Origin of the sequence: Pectobacterium jejuense, assembly GCF_026800125.1 — a bacterium.
GTDB lineage: Bacteria > Pseudomonadota > Gammaproteobacteria > Enterobacterales > Enterobacteriaceae > Pectobacterium > Pectobacterium jejuense.
In genome coordinates this window covers 167679-186871 of sequence record NZ_JAPQKX010000010.1, presented here as the reverse complement: position 1 = coordinate 186871, position 19193 = coordinate 167679, and the positions used below count along the sequence as shown (strand labels likewise).

Here is a 19193-nt window from a genome sequence, read left to right as displayed (position 1 = left end):
TCACGTCAGCAGGAATTATAAAGAAACATCAGTGCAATTTACTTGTAACAGATGCACATTTTTTCGGCAGGAATGTTGCTTTGAAAAGCTCTCAAACCCCCGCCATACGGGGAATGTGCCGTTCGAGAAACCTCGCGATAAAAAGTAACATTTGCGTTACCTGTAAATACTCAGGAAGGCACCGTGAGAGGATGAATTCCGGATTTTTTATCACGCCGCGCCAGCTGCATAGCAAAACGCGCCTGTGATAAAAGCAGTGCTGCGTCCTCGGGTCGAGGATCGGTAATAGTGAGGATGCCGACGCTGACAGCCCGCGCAGGCTGGGAACCCGCAGGTAAAAAGGGTGAATTAATCGCTAGCATCACATTCTGCGCCCAATCTTGCGCCTGTCCGGCGGATTGCAGCTGCTTCCCGATGATAGCGAACTCATCACGGTCGAGATGCGCCAGATAGATGAGCCCAGCCTCGTTCTGTTCTTCAATCGCCGCGCTGAGCTGCTTCGCCAGCGTGTCTACCTTGCCCTGCTTGCTGGCGGACGCATCAAGCCCAAAAACCAGCAGACTGAACGGTGTCGCATCGGCCAGGCGCTGTTCAAAGCGTCGCATAAAGTGCGCGTTGTCCGGCAGCCCCGCGCCTTCCGTTCCGGCAGAAAGCGACTGCGCCAGCAGCTGTTGATTGCGGTTATAGCTGCGCACCAGCGCGCCCAGCTCATCGTCCTGATGCCAAGGCGGTAGCGTAAGTTGACGGTGGAGCATGTCATCCGGCGGTAGATTCTGTAACTCGACAATAATCCCCCGCAGCGGGTGTATCAGCAGGCGGTTAATGCACCAGGTAATGGCGATCGACATAATCAGCGCCAACAGCAGATACGTCGCCAGCATGGTGGAAAAGGTGCTGACGATAAATTGATACATCCGGTAGGAATCCGCCTGCAACACCAGATGCGCCAGCGGAGCCGAATACTGCGTCTGTGGCGGCGAATAGAGCGGAATAGAGATGCGGATAGGCAGCTTAAAGACCCGTGCGATCCAGTCTGGTACCGGACGCTCTTTCGGGAAATTCGCGTGCAGCGTCTGGAAATCATCCGGCAGCAGCACATCTGCCCGGCTAAGAAAGGCAACGGGTAATAGGCTGTCCAGAATATTGCCCGCCCGCTGCACTTCCCCTTGTAACACCGCATCCGTCAGCGGTTGACGCACGGAATACGCGATGCTCTCCAGCTGCTTGGCATAATCTTCACGGCGCTGATGAACGAAGTGAAAGAGCTGTATGACGATAAACAAGCTGATCGTCACCAGTGCCACGGCAGACACGGCTGTCATCTGTTTAATCGTTAATGAACGTCTGAGCCGCAAGCGCTTTCTCCGTCAACCTTTTATGCAGACCTGAATACCTGGCTCACCAAACAACAAACAGGTGAGCAATATACAACGCGAAAAATGCGCACGCGTTACACACAGCAACACGATTTACACGCGGCAAATAGTATAAGGCAGCTTATCGCCGCCTTAACGCTGTTTTCTGCTGATGTTCGGGGGATTTCATCTTAATCCTAGGCTACCTTTGGCAACAGCGGTAACGCGGCCTCAGAATAGGGGATATCCCCTGCATAAGCCAGTGTCGCTATTCGGGGAGCAGACTGAAGGATCGGGCAGGATGCTCGCCTGCCCGATAAAGTGATTGGAGTGAGATTATTGCGGGTAAGGCACCCAGTCTCCGCCGTTCAGACGAATGTAAGGTTTTCCCTGATATTGCATCACGATAGCGTTCTCATTTTCCGAGATCGCTTCCGTTTGCGGCAGTGCACTCGTCAGCGTTTGCCAGTCAACAGAAGGCGCGGTGAACACTTTGCCGTCGACCATTCGCGCCACCAGCTCAGAAATTGCCAGATAGCTACTCGGCGACGTAATCTCCAGCGCGTTACCCTGATGCGGAGCCTGTAAACCAAACAGTTTCACGCCGACAGGAATATGCGTGATGCTCGGGCTGGGAATATCGCGCAGCCCGGACATTTGCATCTTATCCCCAGCCAGCGCCGCGCCGTGCTCCGGCACCACAATCACCATCACTTTGCGACCGGATTTTTGCAACACGTCAAAAAACGCATCCAGTTGGTCAAACAGAATCTTCGCACGTGGCGCATAGTCCGCCGACTGCTTGCTTCCCACAAAGCGATTACCATCGTGCAGCGGAAGCAGGTTAAAGAAGGTCGCGTTACGGGCTGTCGTCGCTTTTTCCCGCTCACCCAACCAGCGATTCAACAATTCCAGATCGTTATAAATCGGCTCGCCGTCGAACGAGGTAATCTGGTGACTAATGCCCTCCTGCGACAGCATTGGGATCTGAATATCGCCCTCTTCACGCACCTCACGCAGGTAATTACCAAAGACGCCGGAATGATCGAGCATCAGTTGCTCTTCAAAACCCAGCTTCACCAAATTACTGAACAAGTAACACTGCTGGTTCACCGGCTGATACAAATCAATATGAGACTGTTGACCACAGCTTGCCCGTAGCAGGCGAATTGACGCAGGCCCACTGTAAGCGGCGGCAGAGTTAAACTGGCTGAACAGGATATCGAACTTCTTCCACAGCGGATGATTCTCTAGCTGCGCCACTTCCAGATCCGACCACGACAGCGAACAGATATTGATAATCAGGAGATCAAAAGGCTGCGCATCCTGCGGCAGCGCAGCGGGGAACGCCGTGGCTCGCGCTTTTTCTCGTGTGTAAAACTGGTTCAGATAAGCCGTTAGATTGGCGTTTGTTGGCGGTAATGTGGCCTCAGGCAGCGCAGCGTCTCCACCAGATGGGGACGCCGCCGAAGGAGCAGACGCCGTCGATACCGCTGGCATCAACGACACAGCCGGGCCTGCCAGATTGACGATGTTTAACCACGTCAGCGCCGCCACGGTAAACACCGTAATACGAATCCACTGCGCGAAGAACAGGTAGGCGACGGTAATCACCGCCGCTGCACCAACCATTTGCCAGTTAATGAAGCGGTTTAACAGCTCCAATAAATAGGCTGAGCTAAAGCCCGCAACCTGCGTCCCCTGACTGATAATACTGTTAATACCCGGCAGCCAGGTATCATGGTAAAACAGCCCGATACCGAGCGGGATGGCAATAATATGCCGCCAACGGTGCAGCGTGACGTTGGGGATTGGGAACAGCAGAAATGCCAGAAAGACCAGATTAAGCAGCGGATGAAAATTCAGGTAGCCAAACCATAACAGGGCAAATTTCAGCAAAAAATACAAATTCCAGGCACCGAGCCCACGCCAGTAGCGCCATATATTTTGCTGTTTTTGCGTATCCTGTTTCTGCGTAGGTTTTTTTTCGTCCATTTTATTTTTTAGTCTCTGCTGAAGTCGGCTTGGTTGAGACCGTCTTTGTTGAAGAAGCGCTACGCATCCAGACACTCGCAGGCTTCAGGTAGCGCGGTGACAACAGCCTGTTTTTCCAATACTGAAGCCAGTGGGGGATCACGCGACGTGCCAGATAGCCAAGCGTAAAGAAAACGACCGCGCTCAATAACACCAGTTGAACGATATCAATCAGGTTCATGACGGCTCTCCCGGTGCGCGGGCCCGTAAATTGGAACCCAATAGATCGGGTGCCAATAGATCGATAGCAATAGGTTCACGCCGCGTCACCTGGCGACTCGGTGCAGATTCGGTCTGCTGCAATTGGACATAATCGTTAATCTGCCGCTCTTGCTCCAGCGTATCGCCCTGCACCAGCGATTTAACTTCTGCCAGAATCTGTAAGTCTTGTGACCAGACAATCCGATTGCTGAACGCTTCATCCACGGGCAGGCGGAAAATGGATTTCAGCGCGATATCCAGCTCATTCAGACGGCAATTGGACAGGAACAAAAACAGGCGACCCTGTGCGATCGTAACGACATCACCAAAGCGTCGCAGCGTGCACAGCGTCAACGCCTGCGCAGCCCGTACACCTGGCACAGGGCGCAATGCGACCAGCACGCCTTTGCTGCCTTCTGGCATGAGTGTGCTATCAATCAACATCTGCACAGACTGCCGAAAGGCCTCAGGAGGCTGATAGCCCTTAATCTGCAGCGGCCGCATGGTGGTCAGCAAGACTTCAACATCAACAGGAACGTGTTTGGTAAAACGCTGTCCCTGCACGCTTTCAATCCGCGCCAGAAAACGAGATAGCGGTTCGGAATGAGAGACAATAATATTCGCGCCACATGCCAATAGCAGACGCTCGTCGCTGGCGCGCAGACAAGGCTTCATTTCCCGCACCACAATCTTCAGCAATTCACCACGCTGCCGCCGCAGGCTATGAACCTGTTTGACGAGCGTATCCACCTGACTGGTTTGATTAAGCGCAAAAACGAGGGTCGCCGCATTGGTCAGCATGCCGGTTTGTACCAAGATGGCGTTGTCGTCCAGCAGTTGCCAATGTTCCGACAGCGCGGGCGCGCCTTCCATCACGCTCTTTTCCATCAGAAAGAGCCCGTCATCATCCAGAGACGGCGTGAGGATAGGTTCCTCTTCCTTCAGCATGTGCCACCCGCCGCTGTCGGATTGCAGCATCTGCACCTTATTCGCCCGCACGCCTCTTTCCGTCGCCCACCATGACACCAGATACTGGGCGCGATCCTGTTGCCATTGCAGGCTGGCTAAGCCATAGAGCCCGCGATGTTGGGAAATCAGCATATTCCTCAAACGGGTTACACCGCTGCTGTGGCCGATAACCACCAGCGTACACTGGCGTTGATGCAGCCATGCCGCGGTGTCATCCACCCAGCGCTGGAGCCTTTCTGGCGAGATGTCCCGCCACAAGCTAGCTGGGGCATAAAGCACCAACAGACGATTTTTGGGGCGCAATGCGCGCATTAAATCATCGGTTAAGTTCAGCAACGCAGCTTTATTTTCCGGCAGTGCATAGCAGGGTAATTGTTTCTTTCCGGTGTTATTATTTTCTGTCGTAAACAATGACGTCAAAAGAGAATCAGATCGTTCCCCACAGCCTACTAACGCCACTCTCGCGTCGTTATTTTGGCCGTGTATGATTTGCTGGCAAAATAATGCGGCGTCAACCTGACGGTCAATATTCACCCAATAAAAGCCCGCCTGCTGGAGCGTCGCCAGCTCATCCCAAAGGTCACGAATACCTAATGAAAAGTTCTGCTTCATAGACTGATTTCTTTTCCGTTAATGGCAGTATTCCACCTTAAATATACAGTCAAAATAAACTCTAGCAGCCCCCTGTGGGATCACAACCGTACGCTATGAATTATTCCTATCCCTTGATAAATCACCCATTACTATTTTTCCCTATTCACATTGCAACCATGAATTCATTGCTATAGTTAACGGGCACACCTGACTCCTTATAAAGACAGCAGAGGCGTAACTCTTCATCTGCCAGACTGTCTGTTATGGGTGCAGTAAAAGACGCACCATATCTGTTATTTGGATGTTTTCCCTTTATCGATCTCAATGATAATGGATAGCCTATTTCAGAGGCATGGGATGAATAACGAACCGACTCGTATAGATACCAGCGCACGCGCCGATTTAACCGAAAATGCAAGAACCGACGACGATCTCCGGGTTCTCAGTCAGGCTTTTTCTTTACCTGAAATAAACTATATCGATATCGCCCGTCAGGCGCGTCTCAGCCAAATGATGGCTCGCTGGCCGCTGCTGGATGAATTAAAAGAACCGGCCGGGAGCGACTGACGATGCCCGTGATTGCTTTGCAGGGAATCCGTGGAGGTGTAGGCACCACCTCAATCGCCGCCGCGCTGGGCTGGGCCTTCCAACGGCTGGGCGAATCCGCACTGGTGATTGATTTTTCGCCGGACAACTTGCTGCGCATTAATTTTAATATGCCGTTTGAGCAAAGCCGCGGCTGGGCACGGGCAGAAGCCGATGGCGCACCGTGGCAAACCGGTGCCATGCAGTATCTCCCCGGTCTGGATTTTCTGCCGTTTGGTCGCCTGAATACACAGGAGATCGCGACGCTCCAACAACATTACCACCAGCACCCCGCACGCTGGCAAAACAATCTGGCACAGCTCAGCACGGCGGGTCGCCATCGCTGGATACTGATTGATGTACCAGCGGACAATAGCCCACTCACGCGGCAGGCGTTAGCCACCGCGAATACCGTTTTTCAGGTGATGGTGGCCGATGCCAACTGCCATTCGCGCCTACATCAGCAGGCGTTGCCGCGTCAGTGCCATTTTCTGGTGAATCAATTTTCTACTCTCAGTACGCTCCAGCAGGATTTGCACCAACTCTGGCTGCACACGCTGTCACACCTGCTGCCGCTGGTGATACACCGCGACGAAGCCCTGGCAGAATCGCTGATGCTGAAGCAGCCTCTGGGCGAATGTCGCCCGGACAGCGTGGCAGCGGAAGAGATCATGACGCTGGCAAACTGGTGCCTGATTCACGTTAAGGAAAACGGCGTATGAGCGGGATCCTGCGCCTCTTTCTCGTCCCGCCCGCCAGACAGGCGATACAGCAACGCTACCGCGGCTATCGTCTGCAAGGTGCCTCCGCCTTTGCCGCCTTTTTCGCCACGCTGTTTGCGATACTCGGCTGGATCTTCCTGCGGCTGGAGTCTGAGGGCTGGCAACAGATTCGCGCGCAGCGAACCTACTGGTTCCCACACATTTCGCCTCAACGCCCGCGTCCGGCCGATATTCTTCGCTATCTGACGCAGGGTATTTGGCTGCTGACCATCAAAAACGGCCAGTTGCCGACATCGCGACGCAATTACTTCTCCGCGTTACCACGCTGGCGGCAACGCTACATGAACGCGCAGCAAGCGCTGTTCGCCCGCTTTAGCCACGAGAATGCTGACGATCGCGAAGAGCATGAGTCAGGCTCCGCCAAGACGAGCCGCCTCCAGAGGCTGGTGACAGTCGCGCTGAGCCTGCTGTGTGCGGCGCTGGCGCTGCTGTGCATCACGCAGCCGTTTGATTTGCTGTCGCAGTTTATTTTCATGACGCTGCTGTGGTGCATCGCCATGCTCGTTCGCAACATGCCGGGACGCATGCCGACGCTCATGATGATCGCCCTTTCTTTCACGGTTTCCTGCCGTTACCTGTGGTGGCGCTACACCGAAACGCTAAATTGGGACGATCCGCTGAGTCTGATCTGCGGCCTGCTGCTGCTGGCAGCGGAAACCTATGCCTGGGTGGTGTTGGTTCTGGGCTATTTCCAGACGATCTGGCCACTGAACCGCTATCCGGTTTCGCTGCCGGAAGACAGCAAAACGTGGCCGACCGTCGATCTCATGATCCCAACCTACAATGAACCGCTGAGTGTCGTGAAACCGACGGTGTATGCCGCGCTAGGTATCGACTGGCCTAAAGATAAGCTGAATATTTATATTCTGGATGACGGCGGGCGCGCCGAATTTAAAGCCTTCGCAGAAGAAGTCGGCGTCCATTACATCGCCCGCGTCACGCACGAACACGCCAAAGCCGGGAACATCAACAACGCCCTAAAACAGGCGGAAGGCGAGTTCGTCGCCATTTTCGACTGCGACCACGTCCCTACCCGCTCCTTCCTGCAATTAACCATGGGCTGGTTCTTCAAAGACAAAAAGCTGGCGATGCTGCAAACGCCGCACCATTTCTTCTCGCCCGATCCGTTCGAACGCAATCTGGGCCGCTTCCGCCGCACGCCCAATGAAGGCACGCTGTTCTACGGTCTGGTTCAGGACGGTAACGACATGTGGGATGCCACGTTCTTCTGCGGCTCCTGCGCCATTCTGCGGCGCAAACCGCTGGATGAAATTGGCGGAATTGCGGTCGAAACGGTAACGGAAGATGCCCACACCTCACTGCGCCTGCATCGCCTTGGCTACAGCTCGGCGTATATCCGTATTCCACAGGCCGCCGGACTGGCGACAGAGAGCCTCTCGGCGCACATCGGGCAGCGTATTCGCTGGGCGCGCGGCATGGTGCAAATCTTCCGGCTGGATAACCCGCTGTTCGGCAAGGGACTGAAACTGGGGCAACGGCTGTGTTATGCCAACGCCATGATGCACTTTCTGTCCGGCATTCCGCGGCTGATCTTCCTGACTGCGCCGCTGGCGTTCCTCCTACTGCATGCCTATATCATTTTCGCTCCGGCGCTGGCCATCGCGCTCTACGTGCTGCCGCACATGGTGCACGCCAGCCTGACCAACTCACGCATTCAGGGCCGCTATCGTCACTCGTTCTGGAGCGAGATCTATGAAACCGTGCTGGCGTGGTACATCGCTCGCCCGACTACCGTCGCGCTGTTTAACCCGCACAAAGGGAAATTCAACGTGACGGCCAAAGGTGGGCTGGTTGAAGAACAGCATGTCGACTGGGTGATTACGCGGCCTTATCTGGTGCTGGTGCTGCTGAACATCGCCGGGGTGGTGTATGGCATCTGGCGTCTGGTTTACGGGCCGCCGGAAGAGATCACGACGGTACTCATCAGCCTGCTCTGGGTTGTGTACAACATGACCATTTTAGGCGGAGCCGTCGCGGTTGCCGTAGAAGCCAAACAGGTGCGTCAGGCCCACCGGGTGGAAATGTCGATGTCCGCCGCGATCCTCCGTGCCGATGGGCATCTTTTCCCCTGCGTCCTGCGCGACTATTCCGATGGCGGCGTGGGCATTGAAGCGCGTGAATCGGGCATTCTTCAGGTCGGGGACAACGCCTCGCTGTTGCTAAAACGCGGTCAGCAGGAGTACGCCTTCCCGTTCAGCGTCACCCGCGCGTTCGATAATAAGATTGGCCTGCGCATGGCCAACCTGACCATCCGCCAGCATATTGATTTCATTCAATGTACGTTTGCCCGCGCCGACACCTGGGCGCTCTGGCAAGACAGTTTCCCGCAGGATAAACCGGTCGAAAGTCTGGTTGATGTACTGGCACTCGGCTTTCGAGGCTATCTGCGTCTGGCCGATTACGCGCCGCCCGTCATACGCAACATTATCCTGGCCTTCCTCAATATCGTGGTGTGGGTGGTGTCATTCATCCCGCGCTATGTAGGAAAACGCAGCGTAACAGACCAGACGGGCGCTGCGCTGCCGGAAAAAACCGTACATCAGGGCAAGACGCCGTCTGCCCATGAAACGCGATTTGCACAAGAGAACCTGTTTACAGAAAAGACAGTGGCTTGATTGCCATTCACAGGCCGTGATCAACGGCCTTTCTCCTGACAACGAGAAAGGCCCTTAACATTGATGATGACACGATGACGAAAAAAATAATCTGGTTCACCGCATTGGCTTTAGGCGTCAGCTCATTATCTCAGGCTGTCACCGCGCCGCACGCACCAACGCCGGCAACGGGGGATGCAACCCAGCCGCCTGCCACCGCAACGCCAGCAATGACAATGCCAGCGATTCCTCCGGCGCAACTGGCGACCAACGCCGCCGTGCGCAACGTGGTGATGCCGTTTGCGCAAATCGCGCCTGCGCCGGGCACCTTTGCGCTACGCGGTATCAATCCCGACGGGCAGATTGAGTTTGGCGTTCGCAGCGACGAAGTGGTGACACAGGCTTCGCTCGATCTTGAGTTTACCCCGTCACCAGCGCTGATCCCCACCGAGTCGCATATCAAGGTTTACCTGAACAATGAGCTAATGGGTGTCACCACGATTAGCAAAGAACAGATGGGGAAATCCAACCGCGTTCGCATTCCTATCGATCCGCGCTACATCACGGATTTTAACCGCATGCAGTTGGTGTTCGTCGGCCATTATCAGAACATTTGTGAAAACCCAGCCAGCACCAGTCTGTGGCTGGATGTCAGCAAAGCCAGCGCGCTCAACCTGCAATTCCAGAAGCTGACGCTAAAGGACGATCTGTCGCCGTTCCCTGCACCGTTTTTTGACAGCCGCGATACCCGCCCGCTGACGCTGCCCATCGTCTTTGCCGACCAGCCGGATCTGGTGCAACAGCGTGCCGCCGCGGTACTCGCCTCGTGGTTTGGTAGCAAAGCACAATGGCGCGGGCAGTCTTTCCCTGCCCTCTTCAACCAGTTGCCGAATAGTCACGGTGTTGTATTCGCCACGAACGATAAGCGGCCGGATTTCCTGCGCGATACTCCCGCCGTGAACGGACCAACGGTGTCTATCATCAGCCATCCTAACGATCCTCACGTGAAGCTGCTGCTGGTTCAGGGACGTGATGACAATGAACTGCTTACCGCCGTGCAGGGCATTGCGCAGGGGAACGCGTTATTCCGTGGGCAAAGCGTCACCATCGATAAGGTCGAACAGCTCGCCCCGCGTCAGCCGTACGATGCGCCGAACTGGGTTCGCACCGACCGCCCGATGACCTTCGCCGAACTGCAGCAATATAACGAACAGTTGCAAACCGACGGTATCGTACCCCGGCCGATTTCTCTGACCATGAACCTGCCGCCTGACCTGTTCCTGATCCGCAGTCAGGGTATCGATATACGCCTGAAATACCGTTACACCGCACCGCAGATTCTGGATGGCTCGCGCCTGACCATCAATCTGAACAACCAGTTTGTGCAGGCCTTCTCATTAGCACCGGAGCAAGACCAGAATTCCCTGTTGATGCGCCTGCCGCTCACGCAGGGGCTATGGGATTCTGACAAGAGCCTGTCCATTCCGGCGTTGAAACTGGGCACCACCAACCAGCTGCGTTTTGATTTCAACTACACCACGCTGCTTTCCAGCGGCACCGCCGACCGCTGCGAAACCTATACGCCGGTCGTCAATCACGCCGTTATCGATAGCTCTTCGACGGTTAACTTCTCTGGCTATCGCCACTTTATGGCGATGCCGGATCTGCGTGCCTTTGCCAATGCAGGCTACCCGTTCAGCCGACTGGCTGACCTGTCACAAACGCTGGTGCTGGTGAACAAGCAGCCACAGCCGGCTCAGGTCAGCGCCATGCTGAACGCCATCGGTAATATTGGTGCACAAACCGGTTACCCGGCGTTAGCAGTACAGCTCAGCGATGACTGGACGCAGGTAGACAAACAGGACCTCGATATTTTGATGATCGGCGCTATCCCGCCGGACCTACACGACAACAGCAAAATCAACCTGCTGGTCGAGCAAACGCAAAGCTGGATCAAGCAACCGACACGTCAGGCCGCTATCCCAGACATGGGCTCACCTGAATCTGACGCGAAACCAGACAGCAAAACTACCGTCAGTAGTGACGGCGCGATGTCGGCAATTATCGGCTTCCAGTCTCCGTACCACGATCAGCGCAGCGTTGTTGCCCTGCTGGCCGATAGCCCGCAGGGATATACGCTACTCAACAACACGCTGATCGACAGCGAAAAAAGAGCCTCGCTGTTCGGTTCCGTTTCCGTCATCCGCGAGTCGGGCATCAATAATCTGCGCGTCGGCGATGTTTACTATGTCGGCCACCTGCCGTGGTGGGAACGTGTCTGGCACGTCATGGCGCAGCATCCCGTCTGGCTGGCGATCATATTGACCCTTACCGTCGTTATTGTTGCCTGGCTGATGTGGCGTGGCCTGAAACTCTTCAGTCGCCGTCGCCTGTCGCCGGATGAAAGGGACTAACGCACCATGCCACGCGTGCTGCGTTACCTGACTCCCATGCTGCTGTGGCTATGGGCTTCTCTGGCCACCGCCGCCGTCTGTGACTGGCCTGCCTGGGAGCAGTACAAGCAGTATTACATCAGCGCGGAAGGACGGGTGATTGATACCTCCACCCCCAATAAAATCACCACGTCCGAAGGGCAAAGTTACGCCATGTTCTTTGCGCTGGCTGCCAACGATCGCGAGATGTTTGATCGGCTGCTGACATGGACAGAAAACAACCTGTCCGCGGGTGATTTGCGCGCGAACCTACCAGCCTGGCTGTGGGGAGAGAGCAAGGATAAGCAGTGGACGGTGTTGGATCCGAACTCGGCTTCCGATGCCGACCTGTGGATTGCCTATAGCCTGCTTGAAGCTGGTCGACTGTGGGAAGAAGCGCGCTATCAGGCGCTGGGCACCGCGCTGCTCGCGCGTATCGCCAAAGAAGAGGTGGTGACGATTCCGGGGCTGGGCGTGATGCTATTACCCGGAAAAGTGGGTTTCGCCGAGAAAGAGAGCTGGCGCTTGAACCCTAGCTACCTCCCGCCGCAGCTGCTGGCCCGATTTGCTGCGCTGGATGAGAAGTGGAAAGCGATGCAGCGCACCACGCAGCGCCTCCTGCTAGAAACCGCGCCAAAAGGGTTTTCGCCTGACTGGGTCATCTGGCAAAAAGACAAAGGCTGGCAGCCCGATACCACCAAACCCAATGTCGGCAGCTATGACGCTATCCGCGTCTATCTGTGGGCGGGGATGATGGCCGACAGCAGCAGAGGGAAAACCGACTTACTCAAACAGTTTCAGCCGATGATGCAGCAGACCATCCAGCAAGGGCTACCGCCCGAAAAAGCGGACACCGCGACAGGCACCGTCACCGGACAGGGATCGGTAGGCTTTTCCGCCTCACTGCTGCCGATGCTCTCTCGTCAACCGGACGCCCTGGCTGCCCAGCGACAGCGGATCGCCGGCAATCCACCGGGTGACGATGCGTATTTCTCCGCCTCTCTGACGCTCTTTGGTCAGGGATGGGATCAGAAGCGCTATCGCTTCACTTCGCAAGGCCAACTTTTACCGTCTCGGAGCAGCCAATGCACAACCACACCGTAAACTGGCTGCGCATCCTCCCGTTATTGCTGATTGCGGCACCGCAGGCATACAGCGCAGAAACCGCGCCGCCCGAGCAATTTTTGATGCAACAGGTACGTCTGGGAGAAGCCAGCAACAAAGACGAACTCGTGCGTCAGTCGCTCTATCGATTGGACCTTATCGCACCCAATAACCCCGAGGTGATCGCCGCTAAATTACGGCTGGCGATGCGTCAAGGCGATCAAACACAGGCTCGTCAGTTGCTAGAGAAACTGAAAACGTTGGCACCCGATTCCACCGTCTATCGTCATGCAAACATGATACTGGCACTGACGCAGGAAGATATGCGCCAACAGTTACAGAAGGCTCGTTCGCTATCTACCGCCGGACACTACGAAGAAGCCAAAGCGCAGTACGACACGCTCTTTCACGGCGAGCCCCCCACGCTCGATCTTGCCGTGGAATATTGGCGTGTGGTTTCTCACTTACCGAATCAGGCATCGAACGCGATTAAGCAACTGAGCGCACTGGATCAGGTTTACCCTGACAATGTTCCGCTGCGCATGGCGTTATCATACTTACTCTTCAGTCAGGATAGTAATGAACAGACCTATCCTCTGCTGAAACAGTTGGCTAACGCTCCCGTCGGACGCAGTCAGGCGGGGTCGCTATGGCTGGCAATCATTCGGCGGCTGCCCGTCACGCCGCAGAGCGTGGCCGAGTTAAATCGCTTTCTGACCCTGTTTAATGAAGGAAAACAGGCAGAAACCGCGCGCAAAGAGCTCAATCGCCAGCAGAAAATGTTAGCCGATCCAACCTATCAGGCACGCCTCCGTAGTCTGACACAGGGTGAAAGCAGCGGTGGCAATAGCGCCACGCTCAATGAACTGAATAAAGCGCTGGCTGCCACGCCAAATACCCCTGAACTTATAGGCGCGATAGCTCTGGTTTACCTGCGCGAAGGCGATCGGAAAAAAGCGCTGGCACAGTTCCAGAAGGCATTACAGGTCGATATGAGCCGTCTTCACAGCGGTAGATGGGAAGGACTCATCCAAAATACGCAAGATTGGACCACGATCGCGAAAGGTGACAACGCATTGAAAGCCAACAATCTGGCGCTGAACTGGCTGCGCCTGCTCCCGTTATTGCTGGTTACTGCGCCGCAGGCAACCAGTGCGGAAACTACGTCGCCAGAGCAGTTCCTTATGGAGCAGGTGCGTTTGGGAGAAGCCAGCAACAAAGACGATATTGTGCGTCAGTCGCTCCATCGACTGGAGCTTATCAACCCGGATAACCCAGAGGTTATCGCCGCCAGATTGCGGCTGGCACTGCGTCAAGGCGATCAGGTTCAGGCGCGCCAGCAGTTGGACAAGCTGAAAACCGTGGCTCCCGATTCCGCCCTCTACCGGCAGGCAGAAATCACGCTGGCGCTGACGCAGGAAACCGCTCGTCAACAATTACAGCAGGCGCGGTTGTTATCTACCGCCGGGCGCTATGCGGAAGCCAAAGCGCAGTATGACTCGCTCTTTCACGGCGAGCCCCCAACGCTCGATCTTGCCGTAGAGTATTGGCGGCTGGTCTCACGCTTACCCAACCAACAACCTCTGGCGATTAAACAACTGGAGACGTTAGATCAGGCCTATCCGAATAATGTACCGCTGCGTATGGTGCTGGCGCGGCTGTTGTTCAGCCAGAATCGCAATGAGCAAGCCTATCCCCTCCTCAAACAGCTTTCTAACGATCCCGTCGGACGCAGTCAGGCGGCCTCGCTGTGGCTGGAAATTATTGGTCGGATGCTGGTCACGCCACAAAGTGTGGCGGAACTCAACCGCTTTCTGACCGTGTTTGATGAAGGCGAACAGGCGGATACGGCACGTAAAGAACTCAGCCGTCAGCAGGGAATATTAGCCGATCCCGTTTATCAAGGCCGGCTGCGCGCACTGGCACAGATTGAAGATGGTGGCGGCAATAGTGCCACGCTTGGCGAATTGAATAAGGCGCTGGCCACCACACCAAACGACCCCGAACTGATCGGCGCTATTGGTCTGGTTTATCTGCGCGCTGGCGATCGGGTAAAAGCGCTGGCGCAGTTCCAGCAAGCACTACAGGCAGATGTGAATCGCCTGAACAGCGGCAAGTGGGAAGGACTTATCCAAAGCACGCAATATTGGAACACCATTGCGGAAGGCGACAATGCGCTGAAAGCCAATAACCTCCCGCTGGCGCGCCAGAAATATCAGCAGGCTCGTCAGATGGATAACACCAATCCTTATGCACTAATTGGTTTGGGCGATGTCGCCGTTGCCAGCCAAAACGATACTGCCGCCCTGCCGCTCTATCAGCAGGCTTTACACCTTGAACCCGGCAACGATAACGCCCTGCGCGGTCTGGTCGGTATTTATCAGCGGCAGTCGCCGGAGAAAGCACTCACTTACCTCAACGGCCTGTCGCGCAGCCAGCAGAACACGATGCGGGAGACGCTTGCCGCACTACAACTCGATATCCTGAAACAGCAGGCGGACCAACTTGCAGAGCAGCAGCAGTGGACGCAGGCGGAAGAGAAGTATCGTCAGGCGAACCAGCAGGATCCGAACGATATTTGGTTTGCCTATCGCTATGCCCAGACGCTGCGCCAACTGGGGCAAATGCAGCAGGCCGACAACGTGGTACAACGCGCAACTGCCGTGCCACCGGTCGACGCTCAGAAGCACTACGTTTACTCACTTTACCTGTCATCAACCAATCGCGATGAGCAAGCACTCGCTCACCTGAATACGCTTCCCGCAGCACAGTGGAGCGACGACATGCGCGATTTATCCCAACGTCTGACGATGCAGACCACGCTGGCGAAAGCAGAAGCCATGCGCGATGCGGGTGACAAACCCGCCGCTATCGCTTTCCTGCGTCAGCAGCCAGCCGATACCCGTATCGATCTGCTGCTGGCAGACTGGGCGCTGGCACGAGGTGAATACGCGACGGCGCTGGCGGATTATCAACGCATCCGCACGCGGGAACCGCAGAATCCCGACGCACAATTAGGCGAGATCGACGCGTTTATCGCGCAGGGTCGGCAAGATGAGGCACGCCAGCGTCTGAACCAGCTCCCGACGCAGGCGGCAGATACCCTCAACGCGCAGCGGCGCGTCGCCAACGCTTGGCAAGCGGTCGGAAATCCGCAAAAATCGACGGCACTTTTCCGCCAGCTAAGAATCGATGCGCAGAAAGGACCTGTCGGTCAGACCAAGGCATTGGTCTATCGCGATGCGGCGCGTGTTGAACAGCAGCAGTCTCAACCAGAGCAAGCGCAGCAGGACTATAAACAGGCGATGGTCGCCAGCGGCATCACGCCCGCTCTGCCGCAAAGCGACGATGACTACACCAAGCTGACGCGCAATCAGGCAGGGGACGACTGGCTACAGCGCAGCATCCGCGCCGATACGGCAGATCTGTATCGTAAGCAGGATGTTACCGTCACTTTGGATCACGATTACGGGAGTTCGAGCGGTACCGGCGGGATTTCCGATCTGAGCGCCCACAACACCCTGTTGCAGATAGACATGCCGCTGTACGACGGCCGCGCCTTCTTCCGCACCGATACCGTACAGATGAACGCCGGCTCCTTCTCAACGGACAGCAACGGTGCCTACCGGGAAACTTTCGGCACCTGTGCCACACAGGACTGCTTCGACGGCAAATCGCAGAAAGCCACCGGCACCAGCGTCGCCGCAGGCTGGAAGAACGATCGCTGGTCGGCGGATATCGGCACCACACCGCTCGGCTTCGACGTGGTCGATATCGTCGGTGGCGCAAGCTACAGCGGTGACTGGCGGCAAATCGGCTGGACCGCGACGGCATCGCGCCGCCCCATCTCCAGCTCATTGTTGGCGTTCGGCGGCACCAAAGACCCTGGCACCGGCGTTACCTGGGGCGGCGTGCGCGCCACGGGCATCAGTCTCGGGCTGAGCTACGATCGGGGCGAAGCACACGGCATCTGGAGTGATTTCAGCGTCCACCAGATTACGGGTAAAAACGTGGCCGATAATGACCGCGCCCGCGCGATGGCAGGTTATTACTACAAGCTGATTAACGAGGATAATCGACGCGTCACAGTCGGCCTGAACAGCATGTGGTGGCGTCACCAGAAGGATTTAAGCGGTTACTCGCTCGGTCAGGGTGGCTACTACAGCCCGCAGCAATACTTCTCGCTGGGCGTGCCAGTGAACTACCGGCAGCGAACGGAAAACTGGTCGTGGGAACTCGGCGGATCGCTGTCGTGGTCACGTTCTTCGACCAAAGATCAGCGCCGCTACCCGCTGACTGGCCTGCTAGGTAACGCTGCGCTCACCGACAGAGACGCCATCGAACAGGGCAGCAGCAGTTCCGGCTTCGGCTATACGGCGCGCGCCATCGTCGAACGCCGCCTCAGCTCACACTGGACGCTGGGTGTCGGTATCGACATTCAGCAAGCGAAGGACTACACCCCAAGCCACGGCCTCATCTACCTGCGCTACTCCGCTTCCGGCTGGCAGGGCGATCTCGACAGCCCACCACAGCCGCTCACGCCGTACGCGGACTTTAAGTAACCTTCCCCACCTCAGACCTCATTGGGTTTCCATCACATCGGAAACCCAATGATAAATATAAAAATTACGCTGACTTACGATATAGTTATCTGCCTATCTATATAAAAATGATAATGACTATCATTTTTATTCTCATGAATTGAGTTTCTCAATGCATTCTGTCGAATTTCTATTGGCCATCGATTTTACCTAGCCACGGAATATGGCATTTGTGTATATAAGCGCAAAATGTAAGTCAACGTAAGGATTGCGTTCATTTTGTGTAAAACCCTTTCTTTTATAAGCATTATTCTTTTAAGCATCAGCAGTTCAGCCTTTGCCGCTACCGCCATCAGCCCAACGGATCGAGATGCGCTAGAGCTCCAGCAAAAATCGTTACTGGAGCAGGCCAGGCAGCAGCGTTTATCGTTGGAAAACAGCACCACCTTAACGATACCCACGGTCACTGCACCAACAGTAAAAGATGCCGTCTGCTTCCCCATCCAAAACATTGTCTTTCACGATGCAGACGCCCTCTCGACGAAAGATCGGACCGCTATTCAGCAACGCTACCAAAATCGCTGCCTTGATTTAGCCACAATCCATAACGCCGTGAGGGAAACGACCAACGCCTACCTTAATCGCGGCTTTGTCACCAGTCAGGCCTATTTACAGGAGCAAGACCTCTCCGGCGGCACGCTCATCATCAGCGTCAGCGAGGGAAAAATAGAAGCGATTCGCATGGAAGGGGAAACACCGCTGGCAATCCGGATGGCATTCCCCGGGCTGGAAGGACGTATTCTTAATCTGCGCGATATCGAACAAGGGATGGAACAGCTTAATCGCCTGCCTTCACGGCAGGTGGCGATTGATATTCAGCCGGGAAAACAAGCCGGAAGTTCGATTGTTTATTTAAAACGTACCACGAAATCCCGCCCTGTGACTTTGTCTCTCAGCACGGACAACAGCGGACAAAAAAGCACGGGCCGCGAACAACTTTCCACTCATCTCACGCTAGATAACCCGCTGCGACTCGCTGACCGCTGGTGGCTCACCGCCAGCCGTGATAGTGCTTTCAACCATCGCTACGGCAGCAAAGCCTTATCGGGCGGAGTGTCCTTGCCTTATGGCTACTGGACACTCGGCTATCAATACGCCTGGAACGACTTTTTCCAGCCAATCCCGATTGGCAGCAGCACGTATCGCTATGAAGGACAAAGCAACACCCATCGACTCAACCTCAACAGAACGCTTTATCGGGATGGTAAGCAGAAGCTGGCGCTGGATAGTGCACTCTCTCGCCGACGCACCGAGAACCGAATGGCGGGCGAACGCCTTGAGGTCAGCAGCCCTACGGTCAGCAGTGCCAGTATCGGACTTAGCTATAGCACCACGCTGGCGGGTGGGTATTTTACGCTCAACCCGATGCTAAGCCACGGTTTGAGGAGCTGGGGCGCGACGGATGACACAAAGGAAAACAGTGGCCTGCCACGCAGCGAGTTCCGTAAATTTAGCGTCAGCAGCAGCTATTTCTACCCGCTTGCCCCCTCGCTGTACTTCCTGAGTTCCCTTTACGGCCAAACCACACCGGACAACCTGTATACCAGCGAACGCGTCTCGCTCGGCGGCGAGTATTCCGTGCGGGGCTTTAAGGAACAAACGCTGACCGGCAATCGAGGATTCTACTGGCGTAACGAAGTGAACTGGCAATTCGCCACGCTGCCGTTCCTGGGCGATATCGCGCTCACAACGGCAGTGGATAGCGGATGGATCGCCGGGAAAACCGGCAAAGTGGATGGCGGCAATATGACCGGAGCTTCCGTCGGTCTGTCCGCATCTTCACGTTGGATCAGCCAGTCCGTGTCGCTCGGCGTACCGCTGTATTTCCCAGACGATCTCCATCCCGATAACGCCGTCGTTTCCTGGAACGTCTCCCTCCCCGTTACCGCGCTTTTTGATTAAGCATTTATTCACAGCAAAA

11 protein-coding genes are annotated in these 19193 nt (G+C 55.7%); 7 read left to right on the top strand and 4 right to left on the bottom strand.

Annotated features, from left to right (window positions below; genetic code table 11):
• Positions 1–170 precede the first annotated feature (170 nt).
• From NXT09_RS18225 to bcsE, 4 genes are all read right to left on the bottom strand, one after another.
• Positions 171–1322, bottom strand: a complete 1152-nt coding sequence (locus NXT09_RS18225) for a diguanylate cyclase domain-containing protein (protein ID WP_268580783.1) — start codon at positions 1320–1322, stop codon at positions 171–173.
• 369 nt (positions 1323–1691) lie between these two features.
• Positions 1692–3350 (bottom strand): cellulose biosynthesis protein BcsG, encoded by a 1659-nt coding sequence (bcsG, locus tag NXT09_RS18220; RefSeq protein ID WP_205549594.1) that lies wholly within the window; start codon positions 3348–3350, stop codon positions 1692–1694.
• Position 3351: 1 nt separating this feature from the next.
• Entirely contained in the window at positions 3352–3570 is a 219-nt protein-coding gene (bcsF, locus tag NXT09_RS18215) for a cellulose biosynthesis protein BcsF (protein WP_240584217.1), read from the bottom strand.
• Complete coding sequence (gene bcsE / locus NXT09_RS18210; protein ID WP_268580782.1) at positions 3567–5171, bottom strand: cellulose biosynthesis protein BcsE; 1605 nt, start codon at positions 5169–5171, stop codon at positions 3567–3569. Before bcsE ends, bcsF begins: the two co-directional genes overlap by 4 nt.
• Before the next feature lie 339 nt (positions 5172–5510).
• Here bcsE and bcsR point away from each other — a divergent pair, with 339 nt between their 5' ends.
• The 7 genes from bcsR to NXT09_RS18175 all read left to right on the top strand — a co-directional run bounded on the left by bcsR (position 5511) and on the right by NXT09_RS18175 (position 19174).
• Positions 5511–5720: a cellulose biosynthesis protein BcsR gene (gene bcsR, locus NXT09_RS18205; RefSeq protein WP_014917065.1), complete on the top strand. Its 210-nt coding sequence runs from the start codon at positions 5511–5513 to the stop codon at positions 5718–5720.
• A 2-nt stretch (positions 5721–5722) separates the two neighbouring features.
• Positions 5723–6460: a cellulose biosynthesis protein BcsQ gene (gene bcsQ, locus NXT09_RS18200; protein WP_268580781.1), complete on the top strand. Its 738-nt coding sequence runs from the start codon at positions 5723–5725 to the stop codon at positions 6458–6460.
• Positions 6457–9156: a UDP-forming cellulose synthase catalytic subunit gene (gene bcsA, locus NXT09_RS18195; protein ID WP_268580780.1), complete on the top strand. Its 2700-nt coding sequence runs from the start codon at positions 6457–6459 to the stop codon at positions 9154–9156. Before bcsQ ends, bcsA begins: the two co-directional genes overlap by 4 nt.
• 74 nt (positions 9157–9230) lie before the next feature.
• The gene (gene bcsB / locus NXT09_RS18190; protein WP_268580779.1) at positions 9231–11549 is read left to right on the top strand and encodes a cellulose biosynthesis cyclic di-GMP-binding regulatory protein BcsB; all 2319 of its coding nucleotides are present in this window, start codon (positions 9231–9233) and stop codon (positions 11547–11549) included.
• Between the two features lie 6 nt (positions 11550–11555).
• A complete protein-coding gene (bcsZ, locus tag NXT09_RS18185; protein ID WP_240584212.1) occupies positions 11556–12671 on the top strand; it encodes a cellulose synthase complex periplasmic endoglucanase BcsZ in 1116 nt (371 codons plus the stop codon).
• Positions 12653–17233, top strand: coding sequence for a cellulose synthase complex outer membrane protein BcsC (gene bcsC, locus NXT09_RS18180; RefSeq protein WP_441844966.1), 4581 nt, complete (start codon positions 12653–12655; stop codon positions 17231–17233). The genes bcsZ and bcsC overlap by 19 nt, the downstream gene beginning before the upstream one ends.
• A 258-nt stretch (positions 17234–17491) precedes the next feature.
• Entirely contained in the window at positions 17492–19174 is a 1683-nt protein-coding gene (locus NXT09_RS18175) for a ShlB/FhaC/HecB family hemolysin secretion/activation protein (RefSeq protein ID WP_268580778.1), read from the top strand.
• Positions 19175–19193: the final 19 nt, after the last annotated feature.

Bases quoted from the DNA above. Each gene is read 5' to 3' on its own strand.
- bcsA (WP_268580780.1), top strand. From the start codon at position 6,457: ATGAGCGGGATCCTGCGCCTCTTTCTCGTCCCGCCCGCCAGACAGGCG.
- bcsE (WP_268580782.1), bottom strand. From the start codon at position 5,171: ATGAAGCAGAACTTTTCATTAGGTATTCGTGACCTTTGGGATGAGCTG.
- bcsF (WP_240584217.1), bottom strand. From the start codon at position 3,570: ATGAACCTGATTGATATCGTTCAACTGGTGTTATTGAGCGCGGTCGTT.
- bcsG (WP_205549594.1), bottom strand. From the start codon at position 3,350: ATGGACGAAAAAAAACCTACGCAGAAACAGGATACGCAAAAACAGCAA.
- bcsQ (WP_268580781.1), top strand. From the start codon at position 5,723: ATGCCCGTGATTGCTTTGCAGGGAATCCGTGGAGGTGTAGGCACCACC.
- bcsZ (WP_240584212.1), top strand. From the start codon at position 11,556: ATGCCACGCGTGCTGCGTTACCTGACTCCCATGCTGCTGTGGCTATGG.
- bcsB (WP_268580779.1), top strand. From the start codon at position 9,231: ATGACGAAAAAAATAATCTGGTTCACCGCATTGGCTTTAGGCGTCAGC.
- NXT09_RS18225 (WP_268580783.1), bottom strand. From the start codon at position 1,322: ATGACAGCCGTGTCTGCCGTGGCACTGGTGACGATCAGCTTGTTTATC.
- bcsR (WP_014917065.1), top strand. From the start codon at position 5,511: ATGAATAACGAACCGACTCGTATAGATACCAGCGCACGCGCCGATTTA.
- bcsC (WP_441844966.1), top strand. From the start codon at position 12,653: ATGCACAACCACACCGTAAACTGGCTGCGCATCCTCCCGTTATTGCTG.